Raw genomic sequence first — 24,870 nt, 5'->3', positions numbered from 1 at the left:
CGGCGGTCGATGGGTCAAGGATGAGCGCAGTTTCAGAACTTTGATCCTGGCTTCGTGCTGCAGGTCTCTCCTAACCAATCCGGAGTATTAGCTGATGGCGGTCATGACGTTCCAGCCGTCGCCGACTTTGATGCGGGAGTCGTAGAGGCCGGTTCCGGTGCCGGGGTAGGTCCAGAGGGTGCCGTTGGTGTCGCGGGCGGTGAGGTCGGGTTTGCCGTCTCCGGTGAGGTCTCCGGCGGCGCTGATGGCGGTCATGACGTTCCAGCCTTCGCCGACTTTGATGCGCCAGCCGAAGAGGCCGGTTCCGGTGCCGGGGTAGGTCCAGAGGGTGCCGTTGGTGTCGCGGGCGGTGAGGTCGGGTTTGCCGTCGCCTGTGAGGTCTCCGGCGGCGCTGATGGCGGTCATGACGTTCCAGCCTTCGCCGACTTTGATGCGCCAGCCGAAGAGGCCGGTTCCGGTGCCGGGGTAGGTCCAGAGGGTGCCGTTGGTGTCGCGGGCGGTGAGGTCGGGTTTGCCGTCTCCGGTGAGGTCTCCGGCGGCGCTGATGGCGGTCATGACGTTCCAGCCTTCGCCGACTTTGATGCGCCAGCCGAAGAGGCCGGTTCCGGTGCCGGGGTAGGTCCAGAGGGTGCCGTTGGTGTCGCGGGCGGTGAGGTCGGGTTTGCCGTCTCCGGTGAGGTCTCCGGCGGCGCTGATGGCGGTCATGACGTTCCAGCCTTCGCCGACTTTGATGCGCCAGCCGAAGAGGCCGGTTCCGGTCCCGGGGTAGGTCCAGAGGACTCCGCTGCTGTCCCGGGACAGCAGGTCGGCCATGCCGTCGCCGGTAAAGTCCCTTGCTGCCGCAGAGGGAGCCAACAATCGGGGGACTGTTCCGGTGTTGAGCAGGCGATTAGGGGTACCGGCTGAGGTGTTTGTGATAAGACCGGAAATAGCCGCGGAGGTCAATTCGGTAGTTATCCCTGCCGGCGTCGATCCAGGCGTCAAGGACAAGGCAACGGCGGCAGCACCTGCAGCGTGCGGAGACGCCATGGAGGTCCCGCTCATTGTGGCTATCGCCGTCGTCGAGGTGTGGACAGCGGACTGAATGCCGACGCCGGGCGCGTACAGGTCCACACAGCTCCCGTGATTTGAGAACGATGCCTGTCGATCCGAGGAATCGCTCGCTGCGACAGTCAGGGCTTCAGGCACCCGCGCCGGGGAAGCGTTGCAGGCGTCGATCGCGGCGTTGCCGGCAGCCACGACAGCTGTAACGCCGTCGCTGATGACTCCCCGGACAGCAGCGTCCAACACAGCGCTGACGGGACCGCCAAGGCTGAGGTTGACCACGGCGGGTGTTCCTTCAGCATGGTGGGACGCTATCCAGTCAAGGCCAGCGATGACGTCGGAGTAGAAGCCCGAGCCGTCGCAGGCGAGGGCACGCACGGGAATGATGGTGGCCGCTTTGGCTACCCCATAGGACTTTCCGGCGATGGTTCCGGCCACATGGGTGCCGTGGCCGTTGCAGTCGCTGCTGCCCCGGCCGTCGACAATTGCAGTCCAGCCCGCAGTTACCCGGCCACCGAAATCAGTATGGGCAGCCAACACGCCAGTGTCGATAACGTACACATTCACGCCCGATCCGGTGGCTGGTGGCGTGAAGGTGCCAGAGAACGGGAGTGACTCCTGGTCAATTCTGTCCAGGCCCCACGGTGGCGACTGCTGGGTCTCGTATAGGGAAACGGGAGCGTCGAGTTCGATGGCGGACACCCGGGCAGAGTGGGCCAGGGAGGCAGCCTGTTCTTTGGTGGCGGTGATGACCGCTGCCTGTACCGCTGCGGAGAAGGTCCTTTCCACGCCAACCCCCTGTGAGCGTAGGGACTTGGCCTCCTCAGCTACGCTGGCACCTTTATGGAAGCTGACCAGGTACCGGCTACTGTCACCGGCCAAGGGGGCGGCAGTTGGGGCTGTGCCCTTACCAGCGGTCTCTTTCGGTGCCTCTATTACGGGAATCAGCGGTCCAGGTGCGAGAACCTCGGCAGAGGGGGCAGACGCGGGGATAGGCGCCGGCGCCGGTGTCTGGGACGTGCCGGAGACAGACGGGAGCACTTTGTCGTTTCCTCCGGGCCAGAGGAGCGGATCGACCGCCACCGTCGGGGTGCTTGCCATAGCCGGAGGGGCCATGAGCGTAACAGCAGCCGTCACAACCAGTACGACGCCAATCGAGCACTCGAGGCGTTTCCGTAATGACATGTGTCCTCCTATCGACCGACGGCCGAGCTTGAACAAGTGGATGTTTATGCAGAAGAAGCTGGACGTAGAGGCAACACACGTCCCTCAAAACGGCAAATATGCCGCGACTGAGAACGGGCGACCGCAGTCCGTCCCGCAGAAAAGAGCGGCCCGGACTTCAAACGGAGATGCGGCTGCGACCTGCAGTGTCTAATCGCACGGTCAACACACACCCGTGGGCATGATTAGTAGGTGCCGCTGAGTGCACGAATACGACGTGAAACCGTTAAACCCCGTCGATGCGCGGCAGCCCCATATCCGAGATGGCAAAGGTAGGGGCGCTGTTTCGGACGAGCGACCGACGCCATACCGCAGACCCTGGTGAATCTGGCCATTGAGAGTACTTTCTATCGAATGGCTTGTGGCTGAGACCAATTGCCGTGCCTTTCAAAACGTGGCTGGGAAGCTTCCAAATATGCGGGGTACCTCGCCGATAACTTCAAAATATCGCATGTTATGCAGTTGAAGGAGGATCCTGTGTCGAACCTGCAGAATTCCTGTGGACACAGGGAATCGCGTGTGCAAAACATGCGCTAGTGCCCGGGTTTTCATACGGCCCGAGAGCACTCACCTCGCCTTTCTTTCGGTCTGAATGGGGTTAACCTCTGTTGGTGGACACCTGAAGTAGCGGGATCCTGGGATTCTGCGGGAAGGTGTTCTTGTGAGCACGACACGACGTAAATTCACTCCGGAGTATCGGCGGGAGGCTGCGCGCCTTGTCATCGATACGGGCAGACCGGTCGCGCCGGTGGCCCGGGAGTTGGGCCTGGGTGAGCAGTTGCTGGGCCGGTGGGTTGCCCAGGAACGGGCCCGGTTGGCGGCTCCTGAGGAGTTCGCGGCGGCTGAGACGGAGAAGTCTGAGCTGGAGCGTTTGCGCCGGGAAAACGCGCAGTTGCGGATGGATAACGAGTTCCTGGGAAAAGCCGCAGCCTTCTTCGCCTCCAAGCAGCAGAATCGGAATGCTTCGAGCTGATGGAGGCCGAGAAGGCTAATTACCCGGTCCAGCGGATGGCCAGGCTTTTGCGGGTGTCCCGCTCCGGGTTCTACGCCTGGCGCCGGCGCCGTGAGTCAGAGTCACCGGCGAGGATCGCAGAGCGGGCGGAGTTTGACGCCATGGTACGGAGGGCTCACGCCGAATCGTACGGGACCTATGGGGCGCCGCGGGTGCAGGCCGCGTTGGCCAGGAACGGGACCGGCGTTGACCGGAAGAGTGTGGCCGCCTCTATGCGCCGGCAGGGTCTGGAAGGGATCTCGCCGCGGCGGTTCCGGCCGGTAGCGCCGATCGGTGACGCGCGGGTGCATTCGATCCCGGATCTGGTGGCCAGGAAGTGGGATACCGGGGCCTTGGATACGGTGTGGATCTCGGACATCACCTACCTGCGCACCGGTGAAGGCTGGGTGTACTTGTGTGCTGTCAGGGATGCCTGTTCCCGGCGCGTGATCGGATGGGGCAATGGACTCGGTCCAAACCACCAGCCTGGTGGAGCGGGCGCTGCGGATGGCCTACATCCTGCGCGGTGGCGGCCCGGCCGGGGTCGTGTTCCATGCCGACCGGGGCACTCAGTACACCTCGTCCCAGCTCAACGCCGTCTGCTCCGGACTGGGCATCAGGCAGTCCGTCGGGCGGACAGGCGTGTGCTGGGACAACGCGATGCAGGAATCGTTCTGGTCCACCCTGAAGACCGAGTTCTACGACCGGCGCCGGTGGGCAACCAGGCAGGACGCGATCCGGGAAACCGGACGCTGGATCGAGGAGTTCTACAACCGCTCACGGCTCCACTCAGCCCTGGGCTACACCACGCCAGTGGAACACGAACAGTTCCTCACCAGCAATAAACCTCAGCCGGCACAAGCCGCCTGATCAACTGTCCACGATTTGCGGGTAACCCCACTGAAGGCGGAGCGAAAAGTGTGTAGGAGGCGCCGGCGCTACCCAGTTGGGTCCTCCGCTATGTCAAAGAAGCGCTTGCTGCCAGCGTTAGGGACGAAGGTTGCATCAAAGCCAATCATGTACATGCAGATCAAATACAACCGTTCTGTGGCGCTCCTCCGGCAAAAAGCCGGGGGAAATTGCGACGGCTGTCCTGTGCGGCGGGTTTTGCACACAGGCCATCACGATAGGGGATTTCAGGGTCATCACAATGGGGGGGGTACCGGGGGTTGTTTTGATGCTTCCAGCACCTGACACTGATCGAACTGGGCCAGTAATTTTTGTGCTGTTTGTGTGAAGGGGTGAAAGATGTGTTTGCTGCATCTTTTGGGGTCTCTATTTGAAAATAGGGCGCGACTCCTGTCCCAATGACGGTGGCAATGGTTGCAGCTGCGGCTATTTGGGCGGCCTTTACCGTAGCTCTCGCTTGTCGCCCTTGAGTGTCCGAGTCTGAGTCGGAGTCCTGCCGTTCCGGTATTTGCTGATCAGACGCGAGATTGGACCGGCTGCGGGTGAACCAGGGGGGGTGTCATATCCGAAGATTAGTGACTTGCCGGCCCTCCACTGAAATCGAAGACCGTGTCTTCTTGTATCTTGGCCAGCAACCACGTCCTTGCGTCCGGCAAGAGCGCAGCGACAACGTCCAGGAGAGCCACCTCTCAATCTTGATGGTTAGAAGGTCAATAACGACCGCTTATGAGGTAGGAGGCGTCCTAGCGGCACTGCCTGATCACCTCATGGTGAGTTGTGGCCAAGCTGCGGCCTTCGCGTTCAGCCTTTGCAGGAGTAGTCGTAGTCGAGCCCGGCCGAGACATACTGCGTTACTGTTACCGGGCTGCCGGGGGTCAAGCCAGGCAAAGAACAGTTCGACTTCGCTCCCCGCAGGGTCTTTGCTCCTGCAAGCCAACTGGGCAGCCCCGTGAGGGGGCTGCTGGATGGCACGGTCCCGGCGATGGTTCCCCATTGATAGCTTGTCGAGTAGATACCGACACCGGCGGCCTTACCTTCGGCGTCCTTACCTCCGGCTGTGATGCTCTTGAAGTAGTTGACCATCCCTTCAAGGGTCGCCCTGTTCAAGGCTGTGCTGTCGTCTGCGCCGGTTTGCCAGCTGTTGTCTGTTTCCACATCCAGCCACCAGAAATAGGTGCCGGGGTCCGTGACGCCTCGGATGGTTGCGTCGTCATAAGCCTTTGCGTAGCCGTACATGTATGAGCAGGGGAGGTCGACTGGGCCTTCAGGCTCGCCAGCGGGCGCCCGGCATTCTCCGTAAGGGTTCGGGACTTCCACGTCGGGGTAGATGTTGGACGCCGGCCACCAAGTGCCCTCATGTCCTGGATTGGCAGTGTTCACGTATAAAGCAACCTTGGGCTGCACAGTTCCCCCGGTAGAGCGAGCGGCCCAAGCGAGTTGCTCAGCGAGGCAAGGGTTGGTGTTATTGGCCAGTCCGCCGGTCACGCCCACGATCGCGAATGCCTGCCCGGTGGGAAGGGTCTTACCGCACTGGGGCCAGGAAACGTCGTTGCCCACAAGGTCCGTATTTTTGGATGGCGGCGCAGCCGCCACCGGAGTCATTCCTGTGACCACCAGCCCAAGGAGTGCCAGGACCGTGCAAGCCGCCTTCATCCCGTAACGGGCCCGTGTGATGAAATCTCTCATGATTGTTTCCTTTAAATGAGGTGGGTCCCGCAGGACGGCACCTCTGGTGTCAATGCACGCCCTACACCGTGGCGTTTGTCTGGTCTCAAGGTGGTAAGACCTTACGCCCCGGGCGGCAAGGCGCGAAAGGGCCCATGCCCCCTATTTCAGTCACTAATAAAAGGGAGACAGGACTACGCCTTGATGCGTACAGGCGGCGCGGCGCGTTGGGCGAGTCAGGACCAAGGCAGACGAGTGACCCAGAAATCAGGGCGAAGCATTGTCGTGAACCGCTCACTCATTGGCGACGGTGCGCTGTCAATAACGACCGATTCTGACCGGTGACGGGCATGGCTCCCACCTAGGCCGTGTCTGTTAATTGTGGACTCGGTGGAATGTGACCGTCGCGGTGAGTAGTACTCCGCCGAGGAACGTAGTGGCGTATTTGTCGTATCGGGTTGCGATGCCGCGCCAGTGCTTGAGGCGGTTGAATCCGCGTTCGACGGTATTGCGGTCTTTATAGAGCGCCGGATCGAAGGCCGGTGGCCGGCCACCGGCGGAGCCTTTGGCCTTGCGCCGTTCGATCTGGTCTGAGCGTTCGGGGATGGTGTGCTTGATCCGGCGGGAGCGCAGTTCGCTGCGCGTGGAGGGATGCGAATAGGCCTTATCGGCGAGCAGGCGGAATGGGTTGGCGTCCTGGTTCTTATGGGCTTCAAGCAGCGGTAATAGTTGCGGATTATCTCCCGCCTGGGCGGGAGTGAGCAGCAGAGTGACCGGTGCGCAGGCCCGGTCAGCGAGGGCGTGGATTTTGGTTGTCAGCCCGCCGCGGGAGCGTCCAATGGCGTGATCAGAAGGCTCACTGGGCAGAAACTTGTAACTCGACCCTGCCCCCTGTATGGCCGGTATCAGCCTTCAGCTTTGGCGCTCCGGCGGCATGCTGATGTGCCCGGACACTGGTGGAATCAACCGAAAGCAACGACTCCAGCTCGATGTCATTTACCCCGGTGGATTCCTTCACAGCGGCAAACATCCGCTCATACGATCCATCGGCAGACCACCGCCGATGCCGCTCCCACACCGATTGCCAGGCACCGAAAACTGCCGGCAGATCCCGCCACGGTGAACCGGTGCGGAACCGCCAACAGATGCCCTCCAGCGTCAATCGGTGATCATTCCACGGCCTACCTGGCCGGCTCTGCGCAGTCGGAAGAACAGGCTCGATAACCGTCCACAACTCATCTGAAATCACATTCGAACGAACCATCCATCCAGCTTTGAACACCACAAGCCAAATAATTAGCAGACACGCCCTAGCCGAAGAAGCCCACTATGTAGCCGATGAAGAACAGGAGGCACAACAGGACCACAACCCCGATGATGGCGATCCAGAAGAACTGGGTGCTCTTGCGTGTCCCGTGCTCGTCATGGCCCTGCGGGCCGGCGGTGGAGGCCTCGCCCGGCGGGGTTTCCCGCGGCGGCACCCCACCACCGGGCTCCAGTCCTGTGACCTTGTCATCCTCCGGGTCCGGATTGCTTCCTGACACGTTAACTCCCTTGCTCGCCGTCCTGGTGCTGTCCCCAGCGTAACCGGCCCTGGTGGTGGACCTAGGCTGGTGCAGTGACTTTCCTAGAACCCCTTACCCTGACCGGGCGGCATGTAATCCTGGAGCCGCTGGCCGGGGAACACCACGACGGCCTTGTTGATGCGGGACGGGACGGCGAGCTGTGGAAGCTCTGGTACACCTCGGTGCCGGCGCCCGAAGAGATGGCTGCCGAGATCCGGCGGCGCCTGGCGCTCCAGGATGAGGGTTCCATGCTGCCGTTCACCACACGGCTGATCGATCCTGCCTCCGGCGGCCCGGGCCGGATCATCGGCATGACCACCGGCCGCCAGCTTGATCCAGGCCTACGCTGCTATCCAGGAAGCTGCCCCCAACGCCAGGATTGCCGTATTGGGATACCCGTTGCTCTTTGACCCCTCAAGCTCGTTTGCTCCCATCCCGGTGGCAAACCAAATTCTGATGAATCAGGCCACCTTGACGGTGAATGCAACGATTGCGGCAGCCGCGAAAACCGCTAACACCCTATACGGAACGGACGCGCGGTACGTTGATGTCAGCGCCCGTTTCTCCGGCCACGCAGTCAACTCACCGGATCCCTGGCTGCAGCTGGATGTAAATGACTTCATGGCCGATTACAACTTCCACCCCACTCCCGAAGGGCATCGAGCGTATGCCGCGGCCGTCTTGGAAGCAGTTCCGGCACAACTCGCCCGTCGGTAACCTCGGCTCCTGCGGTGATAGTGACCAGTTCGGTTTCCGGCGAGAGTGCCCTGCTCCTGACAAGGAACTCGATCTGCTCGCGGACGGTGGGCGTGTAGATCTCACGGTCGTATGTGGGGCTGAGTTCGGACAGGACGGCTCCATGGCAAGCAGCGTTTGCCCTGAGCCTCACGTCTCGTGTCCGCCGGAGAAAGTCAACGTACCCCGGGTGGCTTTGCCAGCAGTCCAGGCCGGGAGGACGCTCCGCAGCGCCTGCTCCTGTCCCGGCGGGATAGGAGTCGCCCAGCGCGACGTAGTCGATTCTGGATGGCGCTGCGTCAGCGGGAAGAGCCGTGAAGCCAAGTGCCATTGCCAGGCTGGCGAGGCCGGCCGCGAAACCTGCGTGACGTCGTCGTGATGTTTGCTCACCCATTTTGGTTCTCCTTCGAACGTTACTTGGAGCAGAAGCTGGTTGCAGTTACCGTCCGCTCGTCCGCCCTGGCGGTCACCAGCCGGAGGCCGTATTCCTGCGCACGTACCTGGCTGTGACGTGCGCCTCCTGTGGCCCTTGTGGTTAGCTGTGCGAATGAAGAAACCGGGCAGGTCCATGGACTGGGATGGTGCTGTCAACGCCTGGCACGTGGCCGGCGGTGTCTATCGGATGGGGCGGCGGGAATGGCTGACGGAGGCGGGCTGGCAACAGGCGTTCGGCGACGGCATCCGCACCGTTGTTGACCTCCGTAACGCTGCGGAGGCGCGGCGCCGGGACACCGATCCGGTGGTGTCAGGCGCGGTGTGGCAGGGCATGGCTGTGGTGTCGGCACCCACCGAGGAGCCCGGCGATCCCCGCCTGGCCGCGGTGACGGGCCCGTACCTCAACGACCCGGCCTATTACGCAGACAACGCCCGGATTTTCCCGGAGAAGCTCGTGGGTGTCTTCCGGGCGTTGGCGGCAGCCTCCACCCGGGGCGGTGTGGTACTGCACTGTGCGGCCGGACGCGACCGCAGCGGCATGGTGGCCGCAATGGTGCAGGACCTGGCCGGCGTCCCGGACCAGGACATCGCCGAGGGGTACCGCCGTGCCGCCCGCGGCATCAACGAGCGCTACCGCACCCACGGTCCGCCGCATGACCGCGAACGGTACGTGGAGGACGCGGAACTGGAACCCCTGCTCCAGCAGCGCGGCGCGGCGGTGGTGGAGTTCGTGCGGACACTGGATACGCGGAACTTCCTTCTGCGGAACGGCCTGCACCCCACTGAGCTTGAGTCCGTGCTTTCCCTGTGCGGGGTGGGGGTATCCCGATGACCGCGGCCAAACTGCGTCAGGTCCTTTCCCTCGGTGCCGCTGCAGGTGTGCTGGCGTCTTCGACATATCTGGCTGCGCCGGCGTGGGCGGCCGGGGAGCCCGGGACTGGTACCTCTTCCGGCAGCACCACTGACGGTTCTGCCCTCTCAACCACCGCCCTGTCCGAATCTGCGCTCGCAGACGCGGTGCAGCGCGACCTCGGGCTTACTCCGGAGGAGTTCACCGCCGCCGGGGAACTCGGCGCCCAGGCGGCAGCTGTGGCAGTACAGCTGAGGGACGTGCCCGGCTATGTGGGCATCAGGCTGGAGGCCGGGCAGATCGTTGTGTCGGGATCGGGTTCCGAACTGCTTGGGAAAGTGGCTGCGCTCGCAGCAACCACCCCCGAACTGGCTGTTGAAGCACCTTCCCCGGCGCCGGCGCTTGAGGCGAAGACTGAGGCGTCCGGCGCCGCCGCTGACCCGGACCCTGCCCCCAGCTCTTCGCCGGCAGAAGGCGTAGAGCTGGCCGTGAGTGCCGAGCAGCTGTTCCAGGCTTACGTGCGCGAGGTTGGACCCCAAAGCCTGCAGGCCGTGATGGCATCCGGCGGGAAATTCGTCATTCGGACCGGCGGAATCAACTCACCGGAATCGACAGGGGACTCGGGTGCCGGCAGCGCCGCATCGGCCGGTTCCGGGAAACTGTCACCCGCCGCGTTCGTGGCAAGGTACGCCAACGTTGAGCTCGACGGCGGCGCCCCCCTTGCGCCCGAGGCAGACGTTCCAGGGGGAGTCGGGTATCGAACGGATTTCCTCTATATCTGCTCCACGGGCTTCTCAGCCTTTGATCCCGCCGGGCTGCCCGCCGTCCTCTCTGCAGGGCACTGCGCTTCCGACGGCGCGGCCCTAACGGCAACGCTCGAATTCCAGGGAACACCGGCCGGGCTGCTGGGCGAGTTTGGATTCAGCCAGTTCGGGGGCCCGGGAAACTCACCCATCATTGAGGATCCGCTGGATCCGGACTACCTGGGCAATGTAGGCACGGACATTTCAGTGATTGAATCGCTCCGCCCCGACCTTGACCCGCTGCCTGCCGCGAGTACCTGGGGCAACCCTTCCGAGCCCGGCCCGGACGTGAAGGTCATCGGCAGCACCGATCCGGTGGCGGGCATGCCGGTCTGCCGATCGGGGCGGACCTCGGCGTGGTCCTGCGGGACTGTGGACGCGGTTGGCATTTTTGTTGTCCCCGGTCCCGCGTACGCGGCAGATCCCACCGACCTGCGCGCATTCCACGGGTTCCTGTCCTTTGCCGTACAGTCCAGCGGCGGCGACTCCGGCGGGCCATACCTCAGCGGCAACTACGCCGTGGGGACGCACGCAGCTGGGGACACCCCCGATGAAAACGGCAACGTCATCGAGAACTTCGCTGTCGGGGCCACTCTCCGGGACAGCCTTGCCGTCCTGCCCGGATACGAGCTGGAGCTCTTCCTCAACAAGCCCGCGGTCACCGCTCCCGCGCCTGGTGCCACCTACGAGCCGGGGCAGTTGGTCAGCGGGACTGTTCCGGCTGCTCCGGCGTCGGCTGTGGCTGCCGGTTCGAAGGTCAGGATCACCGTTCAGGGGGAGGACCCCTTTGAGGTGCCGGTCGATGACGCCGGAAACTGGACCTTCCCGGCACCGGAGGGCAACGGAGCATTGAAGTTCACCGCTGAAACGGTGAACGGATTCAGTGTGTCCGGCGCCGGCAGCTTCGAGTTCGCCCCGGCGGCAACGGAGTCTCCCGCGCCGACCGCGCCACCGGAACCAACTCCGGCTGGCCCGGTTCCCGCGCCTACAGAACCAACTCCGGCTGACCCGACCCCCACGGCGCCGGCAGATCCATCGGATGGTGCCGCCGTCGTCGTAAACCCGCCTGCCAGCAGCCCTCCGGCCGATCTTGCCGACACGGGAGCCAGCCGAAATGCCCCGGCCCATACCGGCGGCCTGGCCTACACCGGCTCAACGGCGCTCCTTCCGGCTGCCGCCGCTGCCGCAGCGGCGATCGCCGTCGGGGGAGTCCTGATGGCGCTCGTTCGGCGCCGGAAGCGCCGCGCCGCGGAATAGATGCTACTTGTGGCGTTTCATCAGCAGGTTGGTGATGCGCAGGGTGCAGAGCCGCTGGCCGGCCTCGTTGGCGATGACCACCTCATGGGTGGTGATGGTTCCGCCCAAGTGGATGGGGGTGGCCGTGATGGTCACCTGACCTTCACGGGCCGAGCGGTGGTGGGTGGCTGAGACGTCCACCCCCACCGCAGTCTTGCCCATGGTGCTCGCGTGGATCACCGCAGCCCATGAGCCGACAGCCTCGCCGACGGCCAGGGAGGCTCCACCGTGCAGCAGGCCGAAGGACTGCCGGTTCCCCTCAACGGGCATGGTGGCCACCACGCGCTCCACCGATTCTTCAATGATCTTTACGCCCATCTTCTCGTCGAGCTCGCCGAGGGTGATCTTCCACAGTTTGTGGTCCATCGCGCGGTGGTCGGCGGTGGCCGGTTCGTTCGGGGGTGCGTCGGTCATGTGCTCTCCTTCTGGGCAGGACGTGCTTCCAGTCTGCAGCGTTCTAGTGTGCACCACGGCACATTCATGTATGGTAAATATATTACCGAACGGACGGTCAGTAATGATCAGCTGCCGTTTCCTGCCCCCTTGTTGGAAGGACCGTCAACGATGACCACCACTGCCACAGCTCCCCAGGCCACGCTCGACACCGTGGAAACAGTGCCCAGCTTCATCCAGGACTCCTGGTGGACACCCGACGCCGGATCGGCCGGCTCCGCCGTGCCGGTCCGGGATGCGAGCACCGGGGAGATCCTGGCCAAGGTGAGCACTGAAGGGCTGGACCTGGCCGCCGTCGTTGACTACGGCCGCACCACGGGCCAGGCGGAACTTGGCCAGCTCACCTTCCACCAGCGTGCGCTCAAGCTCAAGGAACTGGCGCAGTACCTGCACGCCCGGCGGGAACACTTCTATGCCTTCTCCGCCCAGACCGGCGCCACCAAGGTCGACTCCATGATCGACATCGACGGCGGCATCGGTGTCCTCTTCACCTTCGGATCCAAGGGCAGGCGTGAACTGCCCAACTCGCAGGTGGTGGTGGACGGGCCCATGGAGGTGCTGTCCAAGGACGGCTCCTTCGCCGGCGAGCACATCTACACCCGCATCCCCGGCGTTGCCGTGCAGATCAACGCTTTCAACTTCCCCGTCTGGGGCATGCTGGAGAAACTTGCGCCCGCGTTCATCGCCGGCGTCCCCACGATCGTCAAGCCGGCCACGCCCACCGGTTACGTGGCCGCGGCCGTGGTTAAGGCCATCGTCGAATCCAACATCCTGCCCAAGGGCTCGCTGCAGCTGATTTCCGGTTCAGTCCGCGGGCTGCTGGACGTGCTGGACTACCGCGACCTGGTGGCCTTCACCGGTTCCGCATCCACCGCGCTGTCGTTGAAGTCCCATCCCAACGTGGTCCAGGGCGGCGTCCGCTTCACCTCTGAAACGGACTCGTTGAACGCCGCCATCCTGGGCCCGGACGCGGTGGAAGGTACGCCGGAATTCGATGCCTTCGTGAAGTCCGTGGTGACTGAAATGACCGCCAAGGCAGGGCAGAAGTGCACCGCCATCCGCCGCGCCATCGTGCCGCAGGAGCTGGTCCCGGCCGTGTCCGTGGCCGTGGGCAGGCGCCTCCAGGAACGTGTTGTCCTGGGCGATCCCCGGGCGGAAGGCGTCACCATGGGGGCCCTCGCCTCGGTGGAGCAGCTTGAGGATGTTCGGGCGGCAGTGCAGTCAATGCTCGACGCCGGCGGTGAGCTTGCGTACGGAACGCTGGATTCGCCGTCGGTAACCTCCGCGGACGGTTCCACCGGTGTAGTGGAAGGTGGCGCCTTCATGGCCCCGGTCCTGCTCAGCTGGAAGGACCCGGAAGCGGAGTCGGTCCACTCGCTGGAGGCGTTCGGCCCGGTTTCGTCGGTGATTGGGTACCAGGACCTTCCGGACGCCGTCCGCCTGGCCGCCCGCGGCAGCGGCTCCCTGGTGGCCACCGTGTGCACAAATGATCCGGACGTTGCCCGTGAGTTGGTGACGGGCATCGCCGCGCATCACGGCCGCGTCCTGATGCTCAACCGCGAGGACGCCCGCAGTTCCACGGGGCACGGTTCACCTGTCCCGCACCTGGTCCACGGTGGTCCCGGCCGTGCCGGCGGCGGCGAGGAACTGGGCGGCATCCGGTCCGTCATGCACCACATGCAGCGCACCGCCATCCAGGGCTCTCCAAACATGCTCACCGCCGTTACCGGCGTCTGGCATGCCGGGGCCGACCGGAACCTCACGCTTGAGACGGAGGGGACGCACCCCTTCCGGAAGTCGCTGGAGACCCTGCGGATCGGCGACGCCATCCGCTCGGACCTGCGGCAGGTCACGCTGGAGGACATCACGGCTTTCGCCAACTCCACGGGCGACACGTTCTATGCACACACAAACCAGGAGGCCGCGGAGGCGAACCCGTTCTTCCCGGGCATCGTGGCGCACGGCTACCTGCTGCTGAGCTGGGGCGCCGGCCTGTTCGTGGAGCCCGCGCCCGGTCCGGTCCTGGCCAATTACGGCCTGGAAAACCTCCGCTTCATCACCCCGGTTGCTGCCGGCGACTCCATCCGGGTGACGCTCACGGCCAAGCGGATCACGCCGCGTGAAACCGACGAGTACGGCGAGGTGGCATGGGACGCCCTGCTCACCAACCAGAACGACGAGATCGTGGCCACCTACGACGTCCTCACCCTCGTCGAGAAGTAGACGCTCTCTCACATCCTGCGCCCTTTTCCCAATCGCTCTCTCACCTTTCATCCAAAGGTGGGAGAGCGTTTGTGGTTGGGGCGCGAAAGGTGAGAGAGCGTTTGGAGGGCCGGGGCTTTTTGGCTGGCGGAAGCGTAAAATTCTGCCCGTAGGAGGTGGCCACATGAGCCTTAAAATGAACACAGCCACAACCGTCCTGCCAGTCGATGATGCAGAGCGCGCGCACAGTTTCTACACCGAAAAGCTGGGGCTCCCGCATTGCGGTACGGCTGAGGATGGAAGCGAACTGCTCGGCAGTGACGGCGGCCCGAGGCTGCAGCTGAAGCGGGTCTCGGACGGCAAGCACTCGCATCACACCGCCTTGACTTTCGAGGTAACGGACATCGAAGCGACGGTCCGGGACATGGAAGCCAAGGGTGTGCAGTTCCAGGACTACGACCTGCCCAACCTGAGGACCGAGAACCACATCTGCACCACGGATTCCGAGAAGTGCGCGTGGTTCATGGACACCGAGCACAACATCCTGTGCATCCATGAAAGCCTGGGCAACAAGATGGAATACCAGCTCTAGCCAACAGGAACGGCCAACAGAGACGGCAGGGGCGCCCCGGACATTCCGGTGCGCCCCTGGCGTTTGATAGGCCGGTTAAGGCGTCAGGATTCGGCGCCGCCGTGCAGGCCGTCGTCGCTGCTGTCGTCCTCCGGGCCGGCGCCGGTCTGGTCCGAAAGGTCCATGTTGCCGCGGGCCTCATCCATGGTGGGGCCACCGGCGGGCACGCTGTAGGTGTCCGGGCGGATGCCATGGGACTGTTCCTCGATCAGGGCCTGCTCCTCGCTGAAGCGGATCACGTTTGCCTCGTCTCCGGCGTCACCGGGAATGTCCTCACGGACCGTGGAGGGGTCAGGAACGATGAATCCTGCGTCTGGTTCTTCTTTGGGGTGGCTCATTGTCTTACCTTCCTATTGGGTGTTACTTGGGGGCCGTTCGATAAGGTCCACCTTGAGATCAAGGCTCTGGTCCTCCCGCCTGACCTTGACCGCTACGGTCTCGCCGGGGTTGCGGTTCCGGAGTTCAGCCAGGAGTTTCTCCGGTGTTGCCAGTTCCACGCCTTCCATCGATTCCAGGACGTCGCCCGGACGGATTCCCGCGCGTCCGGCAGGGCCGTCGTCATCCACTGCCAACACCACGACGCCGGTGCTGGCGTCGGTACCCAGCTGCCGGGCAATCTGGGGCGTGAGTGCGCCGGGGGTCAGGCCGAGATAGGAGTGCTTCGCGGTGCCGTCCGCCAGCAGTTCCTCCGCCACTTCCACGGCCGTGGCGGCCGGAATGGCGAAGCCCAGTGACACTGCTCCGGCGGAGGGCGGAATGTAGGCCTCACTGATGCCGATGACTTCGCCCCGCATGTTGATGACGGCGCCGCCTGAGTTGCCCGGGCTGATGGGGGCGTCCGTCTGGATCAGGTCCACCAGGGACAGGCTGTTGGACGCGGAGCCGGGGATGGACCGGTGGAGCCCGGAGATAATGCCGGCGGTGGCGGTGTTCTCGAAGCCGAGCGGGGAACCGAGCACCAGTGCGCCTTCGCCGACTTGGGGCAGATCGGTCTGGTACGTGGGCTTTGGGAGGCCTGTCCGGTCAGTCTGGACCAGCGCCAGATCCGTCACTTCGTCGGTGGCCAGGACGGTGCCTTCCACCCGCTGCCCGTCCGCGAAGCCCACCCCAACAGTGGTATTGCCCCGGATTACGTGCTCGTTGGTGATGATGAGGCCGTCCTCGGAATAGACCACGCCGCTGCCCAGTCCGCCCTGGGTGAAGATGGTGACCACCGAGGGGGCCAGGTTCTCCACCAGTTGTGGGAGGTTTCCGGCCTCGATGGCCCCGCCACCGGTTGCCGGCGCGGATGCTGCCGGGCTGGCAGCCGCAGTGTTTCCGGCCGTGGCAGTGGTCTCGGTGGGCGCGGTTGGGCCGGTGCAGGCGGAAAGTGCGACGGCGGCACTTATGGCGGCGGCTGCGGCGGCCCTGCGTCGGCTGAAGTTGGGGCGTCCAAAGGCTGGCCGGCCAGGACGTGCCGGGTGGATGGCCGGGCTCATGTACAACCTCCCTGCGATGGTGGCTTTCCTACCACCGTAGCCGGGGAGCAGCGAAAATACCAAGCACGCTTAGTATTTATCGGGGACGAGCAGGAGAAGGGCCCCGTGGGCTAATCGGCAACGGAGTGTGCCTTTGCGTGCAGTCCGTCGAACGCCATGGTGATCAGGTCGTCGGCCAGCCGCTCCGGCGAGAGTGAGCCGCCGGGCTTGTACCACTCCACGATGGAGTTGATCATGCCGAACAGGAGCCGGGTGACCGTCCGCGGATCGATGTCCTGGCGCAGCGAACCTTCATCGCGGGCCGCGGAGATAAGGCCCGCTACCTTGTGGTCGAACGTGCGGCGCCGCTCCAGCGCATCCCGCTCGATCTCCGTGTTGCCGCGCAGGCGCAGCAGCAGCGTAACGAACGGCAGCCGGTCCACCAGCACGGCCACCGTCTGCCGGAGGACGAACTCCAGCCGGGCATCGGCGGCGCCGGACGTAGCCTCCGGCTCTTCCAGGATGGCCTCCAGACCGCCCAGTGCGTGGTCCAGGGCAAGCTTGAGGAGGTCTCCCTTGGAGGGCACGTGGTGGTAGATGGCGGACTTGGAGATGCCCAGGTTTTCGGCCAGGATCCCCATGGACGTGGCGTCGTAGCCGTGGCGGTTGAAGACGTCCACGGCGATGCGCAGCACGGACTGCTGGTCGTAGCCGGGCCGGCCGCGCCTGGTGCCGGCGGTACTGGCTGGATCGCCGGGGCTGGAGGTTTCGGTGGTGCTGCGCATAGTGGCTAGTTTCTCACGAACGGTCGGTCAGTCCGGGACAGGCCCGGCACCACCGTCCGGTCAGCCCTTCGGCCGCAGGTCGTAGATCCGGCGCAGCTTGCCGTTGGACCGCTCAAGAGAGCCTGGCTCCACAACGTCCACCGTGCACGAAGAACCCACATGGATCTTGATCTGTTCCTTCAAGGTGCGCGCCGCCGTCGAACTCTGCCCGGGTGTCACGTTGTCCCGCCGTTCGATCTTCACCGTTAACTGGTCCATCCGCTGGCCTTCCGGCCGGGTGAGCTCAAGCTGGAAATGCGGGCTGAGCTCCGGGATCCGCAGCGCGATTTCCTCGATCTGCGACGGGAAGAGGTTCACCCCGCGGAGGATGATCATGTCGTCGCTGCGGCCGGTGATGCGGCCCATTCGGCGGTGCGCGGGCCGTGCCGTGCCGGGGAGGAGGCGGGTGAGGTCCTTGGTGCGGTAGCGGATGATCGGCAGCGCTTCCTTCGTGAGTGAGGTGAAGACGAGTTCACCGTGTTCGCCGTCGCCCAGGACGTTTTCCTTGCCGGCCACCGGGTTGAAGGGATCGATGATCTCGGGGCGGAAGTGGTCCTCCCAGATATGGCTGCCGTCCTGCGTCTCCACGGCCTCGCCCGCGACGCCGGGGCCCATCACCTCGGACAGGCCGTAGATGTCGCAGGCCTTGATGTTCATGGTGACTTCGAGCTCGTGCCGCATTTCCTGGGTCCAGGGCTCGGCGCCCAGCACCGCGTACTTCAGCGAGGTGGAGGCGGGATCGATTCCCATGTGCGCCATGGCGTCAGCGATGGTCAGCAGGTACGTGGGGGTGCACAGGATGGCGTCCGGCTGGAAGTCCTGGATCAGCTGGATCTGGCGCTCGGTCTGGCCGCCGGACATCGGGATGACGGTGCAGCCCAGGGCCTCGGCGCCTGCGTGTGCGCCCAGCCCGCCGGTGAACAGGCCGTAGCCGTAGGCGTTGTGGACCTTCATGCCGGGCCGGATGCCGGAGGCCCGGAAGCAGCGGGCAACCAGCTTTGCCCAGTCGGCTAGGTCCTGCTTGGTGTATCCCACTACGGTGGGGCGGCCGGTGGTGCCGGAGCTGGCGTGCACGCGGGCCACCTCGCTCTGCGGCACGGCGAACATGCCGAACGGATATTCAGCGCGAAGGTCTTCCTTGGTGGTGAACGGGAAATTGCCCAGGTCGCTGAGTTCACGGAGGTCGCCGGGGTGGATCCCGGCGTCGTCGAATTTGCGCTTGTACAGGGGCACGCGCTCATAGGCGTAGGCAACCGTGTGCTGCAGGCGGCTGAGTTGAAGGGCCTCCAGCTCATCGCGGGAGATGGTCTCCTCGCGGTCCAGGACGGCGTCTGGTGCCGCTGGTGTTGCGGAGGGGGTTTCGGGGGCATGCAGGGTCATGGTTTTCCTACTTCTTGGGGATGGTGCGGCTGCGTCCGCGGAACTCGGCAATGAGCTCGCCGGGACCGGAGCCGGGGGTGGGGCCGTGGTGGCCGGCCGGTGCGGAGGCGTCGGCGGCGAAAATCTGGATGTCGTACAGGCCGCTGCGGCCGGAACTTGAGCGGCGGTCCGCGACGGCGGTGACCACCTGGCCCTGGTAGGCGGGTTTGAGGAAGTTGATGTCGACGCCGGCGGCCACGGTGATGTTGTTTTCCTCGCCCGGTGCCGGGTTGACCGGGTTGCACGCCAGGGCGAAGGCGGAGTCCGCGAAGGCGAAGATCATTCCGCCGTGCGCCATGCCGAAGCCGTTGAGCATTTCCTGCCGGAGCTTCATGCGGATGGTGGCGTGCCCGTCGCTCAGCGAGAGGACCTCGATCCCCATCCATTCGGAGGCGTAGTCGTTTTCCAGGATGGGGTGGATAGCCCCGGAAACAGTTGTTTCAGCCATGCGTCATTGCCTCCAGCTTTATTTACCGAATGTTCATTAGGTAATCCCATTCGGGGGTCCGGTGTCAAGGGGAACGCCTTCCCTCGGAGGCGGAGAGGGCGCGCCTTCCTGCCCGGTTTCTCTCGACCGTCCGGGTGGCTGCGGCGGACACGCTGGCCTGCACGGCGGGGCGAAGCTGTGCGGGAAAAGCAACCGGGAGGGAGCGTACGACGGCGGCCCCGGACCTGCCGCCCGCTGGCCCACCTACAGTGCCCATCACCACACCCTCAGAAGGCCCAAAGGCTGCAGGAAGCAGGGCTGCAAGTGCAAGGATGGAGGGACCTGCACCAGCACAAGCAAAGGGCGGACCATGGCCAGAGGCATCTACGTCAGCGCAACCACTCCCGGATCGGGCAAGTCCCTTGTTGCCCTGGGCCTGGCGGACACCCTGCACCGCCACGCAGACAGGATCGGCTTCTTCAAGCCCGTGGTCCACGGGCCGGACGCCAACGATGACCCGATGGTGGCCCTGATGAAGTCACGGTTCGCCCTGGAGGACGAGCGCTGCCGCGGCGGCCTCACCCATGAAGAGGTCCGCACGCTGCTGGCCGAAGGCAAACGCGCCGACATTGATGCCCGCTGCGTGGAAATCTTTGCCGAAATCTCCCGCCACTGCGACGTGGTGATCGTGGAGGGCACGGACCTCACAGGCCAGGACGCCGCCGTCGAATTCGACCTCAACGCCCGGCTGGCCAACAACCTGGCCGCCCCCGTGGTGGCCGTGGTGGGCGCCAAGGGAAGAACCGTCGCGGAGGCCGTGGCCGCCGTCGAGGTTGCCCGTAAGGAACTGTCGGCCGAGAAGTGTGCGCTGCTGGCCATCATGGTCAACCGTGCGGACCCGGACGATGTCGAGGCCATCGCCGCCGCCGTCAAGCCCGGCGCCTCAGGGCGGCCCGTGTATGTCCTGGCTGAACTTGAGGAAATCGCCCGGCCCACAACGGGCGAGGTGGCCGCTGCCCTGGGCGTGCGGCAGATCGCGGGCCGGGCGGACATGGAGCGCGATGTGAAGGACATCAAGGTTGCCGCGATGAATGTGGGCAACTTCCTCAACGTGCTGGACGAGGGCGCCCTGGTGATCGTGCCGGGCGACCGCGCGGATGTGATGGTGGCGTGCCTGGCTTCGTCCTTCTCGCCCGAATTCCCGGTGGCGTCCGCATTGATCCTGACCGGTGGACTGGCTCCGGATGCCAACATTTACCCGCTCCTGGCACAGGCGCCGTTCCCGGTGTTCGCCGCGCCGGAGGACACGTACACCACGGCCCGGCGCGTCTCGGAAGTCCGGAGCGAGATCTGGTCCGGGCACCGCCGGAAGGTGGCCTCGGCCCTCGGCCTCTGGTCGCGGCAGGTGGACGAAGTCGAGCTGGTGGAGCGCCTGCACCTGCCGCGGGCTGAGCGGATGACTCCGCTGCGCTTCCTGCATGACCTCATTGAGCGGGCCCGGGTTCAGCGCCGCCATGTGGTGCTGCCCGAGGGGACGGACGTGCGGATCCTTCGGGCCGCGGAAATCCTGCACCGCCGCGACGTCTGCGATCTGACGGTCCTGGGCCCGGAATCGGACGTCCGCGAACTGGCCGCCGCCCGGGGCATCGACCTTACCGGGATCAACGTGGTGGACCCGGCCACCTCTGACCTGCGGCAGAAGTTCGCCGAGCAGTATGCGGAGCTTCGCGCGCACAAGGGCGTTGACCTGGCCAAGGCACTCGAGATCATGCAGGACGTCAGCTACTTCGGCACCATGATGGTCCAGCTGGGCGTGGTGGACGGCATGGTCTCCGGCGCGGCGCACACCACCGCCCACACCATCCGGCCGGCGCTGGAGTTCGTGAAGACCCGCGAGGGCGTGAAGATCGTGTCCTCGGTGTTCCTGATGCTCATGCCGGACCGGGTGCTGGTCTACGGCGACTGCGCGGTGAACCCGGACCCGAACGTGGAGCAGCTGGCGGACATTGCCCTGGCTTCGGCCGAGACGGCCGCGCAGTTCGGGGTGGAGCCGCGGGTGGCCATGTTGTCCTATTCCACCGGCGGCTCGGGCGCAGGCTCGGCCGTAGACGAAGTGCGGCAGGCCACCGAGCTGGTGCGCCGGCGCCGCCCGGACCTCGCCGTCGAAGGCCCCATCCAGTACGACGCCGCCGTGGACGCGTCCATTGCCGAGTCCAAGATGCCGGGCTCGTCGGTGGCCGGGCAGGCGACCGTGTTCATCTTCCCGGACCTCAACACCGGCAACAACACGTACAAGGCGGTGCAGCAAAGCTCGGGCGTGGTCGCCGTCGGGCCTGTCCTGCAGGGACTCCGGAAGCCGGTCAACGACCTCTCCCGCGGCTGCACGGTGGAGGACATTGTCAACACGGTGGCCATCACGGCAATCCAGGCGCAGGCGCCGGCCTCATAGCACGCGCGGCACAGGCTTCTCCAAGCAAAAGGACGACGCCGGCACCCGGCCTGGGCGCCGGCGTCGTCCTTTTGCCTGGGTCAGCTGTTGTCCGGCTTGGCCAGGCTTCCGTCCTCCTCCTGCTTGGCCGGCTCGTCGGAGAGGCCCTGTGGCGTCAGGTCCAGGTCCTCGGTGTTTCCGGGCGCCTGCGGTGCTTCGCCCGTCTCGGCAGCCTTGGGGCCGCCCGTGTCATCAAGGGCGGGGTTGGCGCCCTCCGCCCCGCCGGGGTCCTTGCTGCCGGCCCCGGAGCCGGCGTCGGTATCCGCTTGCGGATTGAGGGGTGCCGTGCTGCTGGATCCCGTGTTGGTGGGATCGTTCTCGTCGATCGAAGCGGGCTCGTTCGTCATGTGGAAATGTCCTCTCGGGCGTGGTCCAGCCTGTCCGCCGACTCTAGGCACAGCCGGCACCCATCCGCAAGGAATTGGACGCCGCGCCGCGGCACATATAGTGGGGATTGAACCGCAGTCGCAAGGCTCAGGAGGCCCCACATGCTCGTGCTCGTCATCAACTCCGGCTCGTCCTCCCTCAAGTACCAGGTGCGCGATGTTGCGGCCGGTACCGTCCTCAGCGAGGGACTGATCGAGAAGATCGGCATGGGCAACGGCGGCGGCGGCGACGGCGAGATCGAGGGCCCGCGGGACCATGCGGCGGCGTTGGAGCAGGTGGAGGCGGCCATCCACCAGGAGGTGGGCGACCTGGAGCTGGCCGCTGTGGGGCACCGGGTAGTCCACGGCGGTGAGCGGTTCGCCGAGCCCGTCCTGATCGACAACGAGATCACCCGCGCCATCGAACGGCTCAACCCCCTGGCGCCCCTGCACAACCCGGCCAACGTCCTGGGCATCCGGGCCATCACCAAAAAGTGGCCGGACATGCCGCAGGTGGCCGTCTTCGACACCGCCTTCCACCGGACACTGCCCGAACACGCATGGCGCTATGCAGTCCCGGATGAGCTCTACACCAACCACGGCATCCGCCGCTACGGCTTCCACGGCACCTCCCACGAGTACGTCACCCGGCGTGCCGCCGCCCTGCTGGACCTTCCGTTGGAGGAGTTCGACGGCGTCATCGCCCACCTGGGCAACGGGGCTTCCGTCACCGCCATCCGGGGCGGCCACTCGGTGGACACCTCCATGGGTTTCACACCGCTGGAGGGCCTGGTGATGGGCACCCGCTCCGGCGACCTGGACCCTTCCATCCTGGTGTTCCTGGGCCGCGCAGGCTGGAGCCCGGAAGACATCGACACCATGCTCAACCGGGAGTCCGGACTGAAGGGCCTGGCCGGCAACAACGACATGCGTTCAGTGGTCGAAGCATCCGAGGACGGCGACGCCAAGGCGGCCACGGCGCTCGCCGTCACCTCCTACCGGCTGGCCAAGTACATCGGCGGCTACCACGTGGCCGTCGGCGGGGCCAAGGCCCTGGTGTTCACGGCCGGGATCGGCGAGAACTCGCACCAGTTCCGCGCGCTGGTCGCCGACAAGCTGGGTGCTTTGGGCATCGAGCTCGACGGCGGCCTGAACGCCGGGCGGTCCGGGGAACCGCGCGTGATTTCCACGCCGCAGTCCGCCATCCCTGTCCTGGTTGTTCCCACTGATGAGGAGCGGGCCATCGCGGAGGCCACTGCCGCCGTCGTCGGTTCCGGCCAGTAGCCCCGCTCCGGCAAGCCCTCCATGCCAGACATCCGCCTGCCCATCCGCACTAAGCGGCTTGTCCTGCGCCGCTTCGACGGCGGCGACCTCGACGCGTTTCACGCCTACCATTCCCTGCCGGAGACCGCCCGTTTCCTGCCCGGCCCCGCGAAGACGTATACCCAGTCCATGGAACGCGTAGGCTATTACGCGAACTTCGTCTTCGAGAAGGAGGGGGACTGGGTGGCGCTGGCCATCGAGGCTGAAGGCGAGCCCGGGCTGCAGGGCGAGGTGGTGCTCAAGTGGTTGCCCGGCCACCGGCAGGGCGAGATGGGCTGGACGCTCGCCCCGGCCGCCCGCGGCAAGGGCTACGGGACGGAGGCCGCCCAGGCCATGCTCGAACTGGGCTTCGAGGAGCTCGGACTCCACCGGATCGAGGCGCGCCTGGATGAACGCAACCAGCGGTCGGCATCACTGTGCTGCCGGCTCGGCATGCGGCTGGAGGCGCGCCACGTGGACAAGTGGCACTACAAGGGCCAGTGGGCCACGGAGCTGATCTACGCCATCCTTGCCGACGAATGGCGCGTATGCAGGGAACTGGACCGGCTCAACCGCCGCCGGCCCTAGGCTCGCCCCTTGAGGATCAGGTTCCAGTACACCTTCGGGAACATGTCCCGGTCCACCACCCAGGACAGCCGGCTTTCGTTCCAGGTGGGAACCCGGGGGATGGTGGGCATGGGCCGGAAACGGTCGTCAAACTCGGCGAACACCACCGTGTCGCGTGAAACAGTGAACGGGCACACAGAGTAGCCGTTGTACTTCGCCGGCAACGACTTTCCCTTCCGGGCGGCCACCAGGTTTTTCGCCAGTACCTTGGTCTGTTTGCGCAGCGCACCACCCGATTTGGAGTTGGTGGTGCCGGCCGCGTCCCCGAGGGACCAGACATTGGGGAAACGCAGGTGCCGCAGCGTCTGCCGGTCCACCTCCACGAAACCGCCCCTGTCGCTGGCGGCCGGCAGGTCCGTGGCTTTGAGCCAGTCCGGGGCCGACTGCGGCGGAACGGCGTTGAGGACGTCGTAGTGCAGGGTTTCCTCGCTGCCGGATTCCGTGTTCCGGATGGTTGCAGCCCGCCCGGCGGTGTCCACCGAGACCAGTTCACTGTTGGTCCACAGCTCGATGCCGTATTCGGCAATCTTGCGGTCCAGCTCCCGGTCCACCTCCGGCACCCCGAACACTGTGGGGTAGGGCTGGACCATCACCACACGGATCTTGTCCAGTACGCCCTGTTCCCTCCAGTAGTCGCAGGCCAGGTACATGGGCTTCTGGCTCGCCCCGCCGCATTTGATGGGGCCGGCCGGCATGGTGAACACCGCCGTGCCGGATGTCAGCCCGCTGAGCAGGGTCCAGGCCTTGGGCGCCAGTTCAAACTCGTAGTGCGATGCGCCGTGCGGGGAGTGGACGGCCTCGGCGAGTCCGGGCACGGTGTCCCAGTCGTACTGCAGCCCCGGGCACACCACGAGCTGCCCGTAGGCAACGGTGCTCCCGGACGCGAGGGTAACGGTGTTGGCGTTCGCATCGACGTCAACTGCCGCGTCGTGGATCCAGGTGATTCCCTTGGGGGTTACCGACTCCTGGGTCCGGACAGCTTCCTGGGCCTGCGCGCGTCCCCCGGCGATGTGGGAGAACAGCGGCTGGTAGAAATGGTGGTCCTTGGGCTCGATCAGCGCCACGTCCTTGACGCCGTAGCGTTCCAGCCGGGCGGCAAGGGAAACACCGGCGTTTCCGCCGCCGATGATGAGGACCTCGTGCTGGGCAGCCATGCCG

General features: G+C 65.3%; 19 protein-coding genes and 3 pseudogenes. 10 read left to right on the top strand and 12 right to left on the bottom strand.

The features are described 5' to 3' along the window. Nucleotides 1–87: 87 nt before the first annotated feature. Nucleotides 88–2,229: a S8 family serine peptidase gene (locus tag NXY83_RS16300; RefSeq protein WP_258803249.1), complete on the bottom strand. Its 2,142-nt coding sequence runs from the start codon at nucleotides 2,227–2,229 to the stop codon at nucleotides 88–90. A gap of 700 nt (nucleotides 2,230–2,929) precedes the next feature. On the opposite strand from NXY83_RS16300, the pseudogene NXY83_RS16295 reads away from it, so the two are divergent. Next, nucleotides 2,930–4,129: pseudogene (locus NXY83_RS16295) on the top strand (IS3 family transposase). 840 nt (nucleotides 4,130–4,969) lie between these two features. Here NXY83_RS16295 and NXY83_RS16290 read toward each other — a convergent pair. The 3 genes and pseudogenes from NXY83_RS16290 to NXY83_RS16280 all read right to left on the bottom strand — a co-directional run bounded on the left by NXY83_RS16290 (nucleotide 4,970) and on the right by NXY83_RS16280 (nucleotide 7,377). Then, a complete protein-coding gene (locus NXY83_RS16290) occupies nucleotides 4,970–5,854 on the bottom strand; it encodes a hypothetical protein (RefSeq protein ID WP_258803248.1) in 885 nt (294 codons plus the stop codon). Nucleotides 5,855–6,208: 354 nt separating this feature from the next. Then, nucleotides 6,209–7,097 (bottom strand): annotated as a pseudogene (locus tag NXY83_RS16285) (IS5 family transposase). Nucleotides 7,098–7,143: 46 nt separating this feature from the next. Then, on the bottom strand, nucleotides 7,144–7,377 hold the full coding sequence (locus NXY83_RS16280) for a DUF6480 family protein (RefSeq protein ID WP_258803247.1): 234 nt from the start codon (nucleotides 7,375–7,377) through the stop codon (nucleotides 7,144–7,146). A 74-nt stretch (nucleotides 7,378–7,451) separates the two neighbouring features. Between NXY83_RS16280 and NXY83_RS16275 the strand changes: the two are divergent. The 4 genes and pseudogenes from NXY83_RS16275 to NXY83_RS20935 form a co-directional block, all read left to right on the top strand. Next, nucleotides 7,452–7,733, top strand: a pseudogene (locus NXY83_RS16275) (GNAT family N-acetyltransferase); the annotation flags it as partial. Nucleotides 7,734–7,854: 121 nt separating this feature from the next. After that, nucleotides 7,855–8,115 carry a hypothetical protein gene (locus tag NXY83_RS16270; RefSeq protein WP_397427427.1) on the top strand — a complete coding sequence of 87 codons (261 nt, stop codon included), beginning with the start codon at nucleotides 7,855–7,857 and terminating at the stop codon, nucleotides 8,113–8,115. Between the two features lie 565 nt (nucleotides 8,116–8,680). Next, a complete protein-coding gene (locus tag NXY83_RS16265) occupies nucleotides 8,681–9,400 on the top strand; it encodes a tyrosine-protein phosphatase (RefSeq protein ID WP_258803245.1) in 720 nt (239 codons plus the stop codon). Then, a complete protein-coding gene (locus NXY83_RS20935; protein WP_309484087.1) occupies nucleotides 9,397–11,478 on the top strand; it encodes a S1 family peptidase in 2,082 nt (693 codons plus the stop codon). Before NXY83_RS16265 ends, NXY83_RS20935 begins: the two co-directional genes overlap by 4 nt. A 3-nt stretch (nucleotides 11,479–11,481) precedes the next feature. Here NXY83_RS20935 and NXY83_RS16255 read toward each other — a convergent pair whose 3' ends face one another. Further along, entirely contained in the window at nucleotides 11,482–11,931 is a 450-nt protein-coding gene (locus tag NXY83_RS16255) for a hotdog fold thioesterase (protein WP_258803243.1), read from the bottom strand. A gap of 150 nt (nucleotides 11,932–12,081) precedes the next feature. On the opposite strand from NXY83_RS16255, the gene paaZ reads away from it, so the two are divergent. Beyond that, the gene (gene paaZ, locus NXY83_RS16250; RefSeq protein WP_258803242.1) at nucleotides 12,082–14,193 is read left to right on the top strand and encodes a phenylacetic acid degradation bifunctional protein PaaZ; all 2,112 of its coding nucleotides are present in this window, start codon (nucleotides 12,082–12,084) and stop codon (nucleotides 14,191–14,193) included. A 175-nt stretch (nucleotides 14,194–14,368) separates the two neighbouring features. Then, nucleotides 14,369–14,764, top strand: a complete 396-nt coding sequence (locus tag NXY83_RS16245; protein WP_258803241.1) for a VOC family protein — start codon at nucleotides 14,369–14,371, stop codon at nucleotides 14,762–14,764. An 83-nt stretch (nucleotides 14,765–14,847) separates the two neighbouring features. Here NXY83_RS16245 and NXY83_RS16240 read toward each other — a convergent pair whose 3' ends face one another. The 5 genes from NXY83_RS16240 to NXY83_RS16220 all read right to left on the bottom strand — a co-directional run bounded on the left by NXY83_RS16240 (nucleotide 14,848) and on the right by NXY83_RS16220 (nucleotide 18,951). After that, a complete protein-coding gene (locus tag NXY83_RS16240; RefSeq protein ID WP_258803240.1) occupies nucleotides 14,848–15,141 on the bottom strand; it encodes a hypothetical protein in 294 nt (97 codons plus the stop codon). Nucleotides 15,142–15,153: 12 nt separating this feature from the next. Continuing rightward, on the bottom strand, nucleotides 15,154–16,281 hold the full coding sequence (locus NXY83_RS16235) for a S1C family serine protease (protein ID WP_258803239.1): 1,128 nt from the start codon (nucleotides 16,279–16,281) through the stop codon (nucleotides 15,154–15,156). A gap of 110 nt (nucleotides 16,282–16,391) precedes the next feature. Then, entirely contained in the window at nucleotides 16,392–17,045 is a 654-nt protein-coding gene (locus NXY83_RS16230; RefSeq protein WP_258803238.1) for a TetR/AcrR family transcriptional regulator, read from the bottom strand. A gap of 60 nt (nucleotides 17,046–17,105) precedes the next feature. Then, the gene (gene paaK / locus NXY83_RS16225; RefSeq protein WP_258803237.1) at nucleotides 17,106–18,464 is read right to left on the bottom strand and encodes a phenylacetate--CoA ligase PaaK; all 1,359 of its coding nucleotides are present in this window, start codon (nucleotides 18,462–18,464) and stop codon (nucleotides 17,106–17,108) included. A gap of 7 nt (nucleotides 18,465–18,471) precedes the next feature. After that, nucleotides 18,472–18,951, bottom strand: a complete 480-nt coding sequence (locus NXY83_RS16220) for a hotdog fold thioesterase (protein ID WP_258803235.1) — start codon at nucleotides 18,949–18,951, stop codon at nucleotides 18,472–18,474. Between the two features lie 349 nt (nucleotides 18,952–19,300). Between NXY83_RS16220 and pta the strand changes: the two genes are divergently transcribed. Further along, nucleotides 19,301–21,379: a phosphate acetyltransferase gene (gene pta, locus NXY83_RS16215; RefSeq protein ID WP_258803234.1), complete on the top strand. Its 2,079-nt coding sequence runs from the start codon at nucleotides 19,301–19,303 to the stop codon at nucleotides 21,377–21,379. 80 nt (nucleotides 21,380–21,459) lie between these two features. Here pta and NXY83_RS16210 read toward each other — a convergent pair whose 3' ends face one another. Then, nucleotides 21,460–21,765 carry a hypothetical protein gene (locus tag NXY83_RS16210; protein ID WP_258803233.1) on the bottom strand — a complete coding sequence of 102 codons (306 nt, stop codon included), beginning with the start codon at nucleotides 21,763–21,765 and terminating at the stop codon, nucleotides 21,460–21,462. A gap of 141 nt (nucleotides 21,766–21,906) precedes the next feature. Here NXY83_RS16210 and NXY83_RS16205 point away from each other — a divergent pair, with 141 nt between their 5' ends. Together NXY83_RS16205 and NXY83_RS16200 are read left to right on the top strand one after the other, a co-directional pair. Next, nucleotides 21,907–23,067: an acetate kinase gene (locus tag NXY83_RS16205; protein ID WP_258803232.1), complete on the top strand. Its 1,161-nt coding sequence runs from the start codon at nucleotides 21,907–21,909 to the stop codon at nucleotides 23,065–23,067. Nucleotides 23,068–23,088: 21 nt separating this feature from the next. Then, on the top strand, nucleotides 23,089–23,673 hold the full coding sequence (locus NXY83_RS16200; protein WP_258803231.1) for a GNAT family N-acetyltransferase: 585 nt from the start codon (nucleotides 23,089–23,091) through the stop codon (nucleotides 23,671–23,673). On the opposite strand, the gene NXY83_RS16195 is transcribed toward NXY83_RS16200, so the two are convergent. Further along, nucleotides 23,670–24,866: an NAD(P)/FAD-dependent oxidoreductase gene (locus NXY83_RS16195; protein WP_258803230.1), complete on the bottom strand. Its 1,197-nt coding sequence runs from the start codon at nucleotides 24,864–24,866 to the stop codon at nucleotides 23,670–23,672. The genes NXY83_RS16200 and NXY83_RS16195 overlap by 4 nt on opposite strands. Nucleotides 24,867–24,870: the final 4 nt, after the last annotated feature.

The organism is Pseudarthrobacter sp. NS4, assembly GCF_024758005.1.
In the GTDB taxonomy this organism is placed as follows: Bacteria; Actinomycetota; Actinomycetes; order Actinomycetales; family Micrococcaceae; genus Arthrobacter.
The sequence above is the reverse complement of the archived record's forward strand: the minus strand, read 5'-3'. Positions and strand labels throughout refer to the sequence as shown.

Bases quoted from the DNA above. Each gene is read 5' to 3' on its own strand.
- NXY83_RS16270 (WP_397427427.1), top strand. From the start codon at position 7,855: ATGAATCAGGCCACCTTGACGGTGAATGCAACGATTGCGGCAGCCGCG.
- NXY83_RS16240 (WP_258803240.1), bottom strand. From the start codon at position 15,141: ATGAGCCACCCCAAAGAAGAACCAGACGCAGGATTCATCGTTCCTGAC.
- NXY83_RS16255 (WP_258803243.1), bottom strand. From the start codon at position 11,931: ATGACCGACGCACCCCCGAACGAACCGGCCACCGCCGACCACCGCGCG.
- NXY83_RS16230 (WP_258803238.1), bottom strand. From the start codon at position 17,045: ATGCGCAGCACCACCGAAACCTCCAGCCCCGGCGATCCAGCCAGTACC.
- NXY83_RS16220 (WP_258803235.1), bottom strand. From the start codon at position 18,951: ATGGCTGAAACAACTGTTTCCGGGGCTATCCACCCCATCCTGGAAAAC.
- paaK (WP_258803237.1), bottom strand. From the start codon at position 18,464: ATGACCCTGCATGCCCCCGAAACCCCCTCCGCAACACCAGCGGCACCA.
- NXY83_RS16205 (WP_258803232.1), top strand. From the start codon at position 21,907: ATGCTCGTGCTCGTCATCAACTCCGGCTCGTCCTCCCTCAAGTACCAG.
- NXY83_RS16300 (WP_258803249.1), bottom strand. From the start codon at position 2,229: ATGTCATTACGGAAACGCCTCGAGTGCTCGATTGGCGTCGTACTGGTT.
- NXY83_RS16195 (WP_258803230.1), bottom strand. From the start codon at position 24,866: ATGGCTGCCCAGCACGAGGTCCTCATCATCGGCGGCGGAAACGCCGGT.
- pta (WP_258803234.1), top strand. From the start codon at position 19,301: ATGGCCAGAGGCATCTACGTCAGCGCAACCACTCCCGGATCGGGCAAG.
- NXY83_RS16245 (WP_258803241.1), top strand. From the start codon at position 14,369: ATGAACACAGCCACAACCGTCCTGCCAGTCGATGATGCAGAGCGCGCG.
- NXY83_RS16200 (WP_258803231.1), top strand. From the start codon at position 23,089: ATGCCAGACATCCGCCTGCCCATCCGCACTAAGCGGCTTGTCCTGCGC.
- NXY83_RS16235 (WP_258803239.1), bottom strand. From the start codon at position 16,281: ATGAGCCCGGCCATCCACCCGGCACGTCCTGGCCGGCCAGCCTTTGGA.
- paaZ (WP_258803242.1), top strand. From the start codon at position 12,082: ATGACCACCACTGCCACAGCTCCCCAGGCCACGCTCGACACCGTGGAA.
- NXY83_RS16290 (WP_258803248.1), bottom strand. From the start codon at position 5,854: ATGAGAGATTTCATCACACGGGCCCGTTACGGGATGAAGGCGGCTTGC.
- NXY83_RS20935 (WP_309484087.1), top strand. From the start codon at position 9,397: ATGACCGCGGCCAAACTGCGTCAGGTCCTTTCCCTCGGTGCCGCTGCA.
- NXY83_RS16265 (WP_258803245.1), top strand. From the start codon at position 8,681: ATGAAGAAACCGGGCAGGTCCATGGACTGGGATGGTGCTGTCAACGCC.
- NXY83_RS16210 (WP_258803233.1), bottom strand. From the start codon at position 21,765: ATGACGAACGAGCCCGCTTCGATCGACGAGAACGATCCCACCAACACG.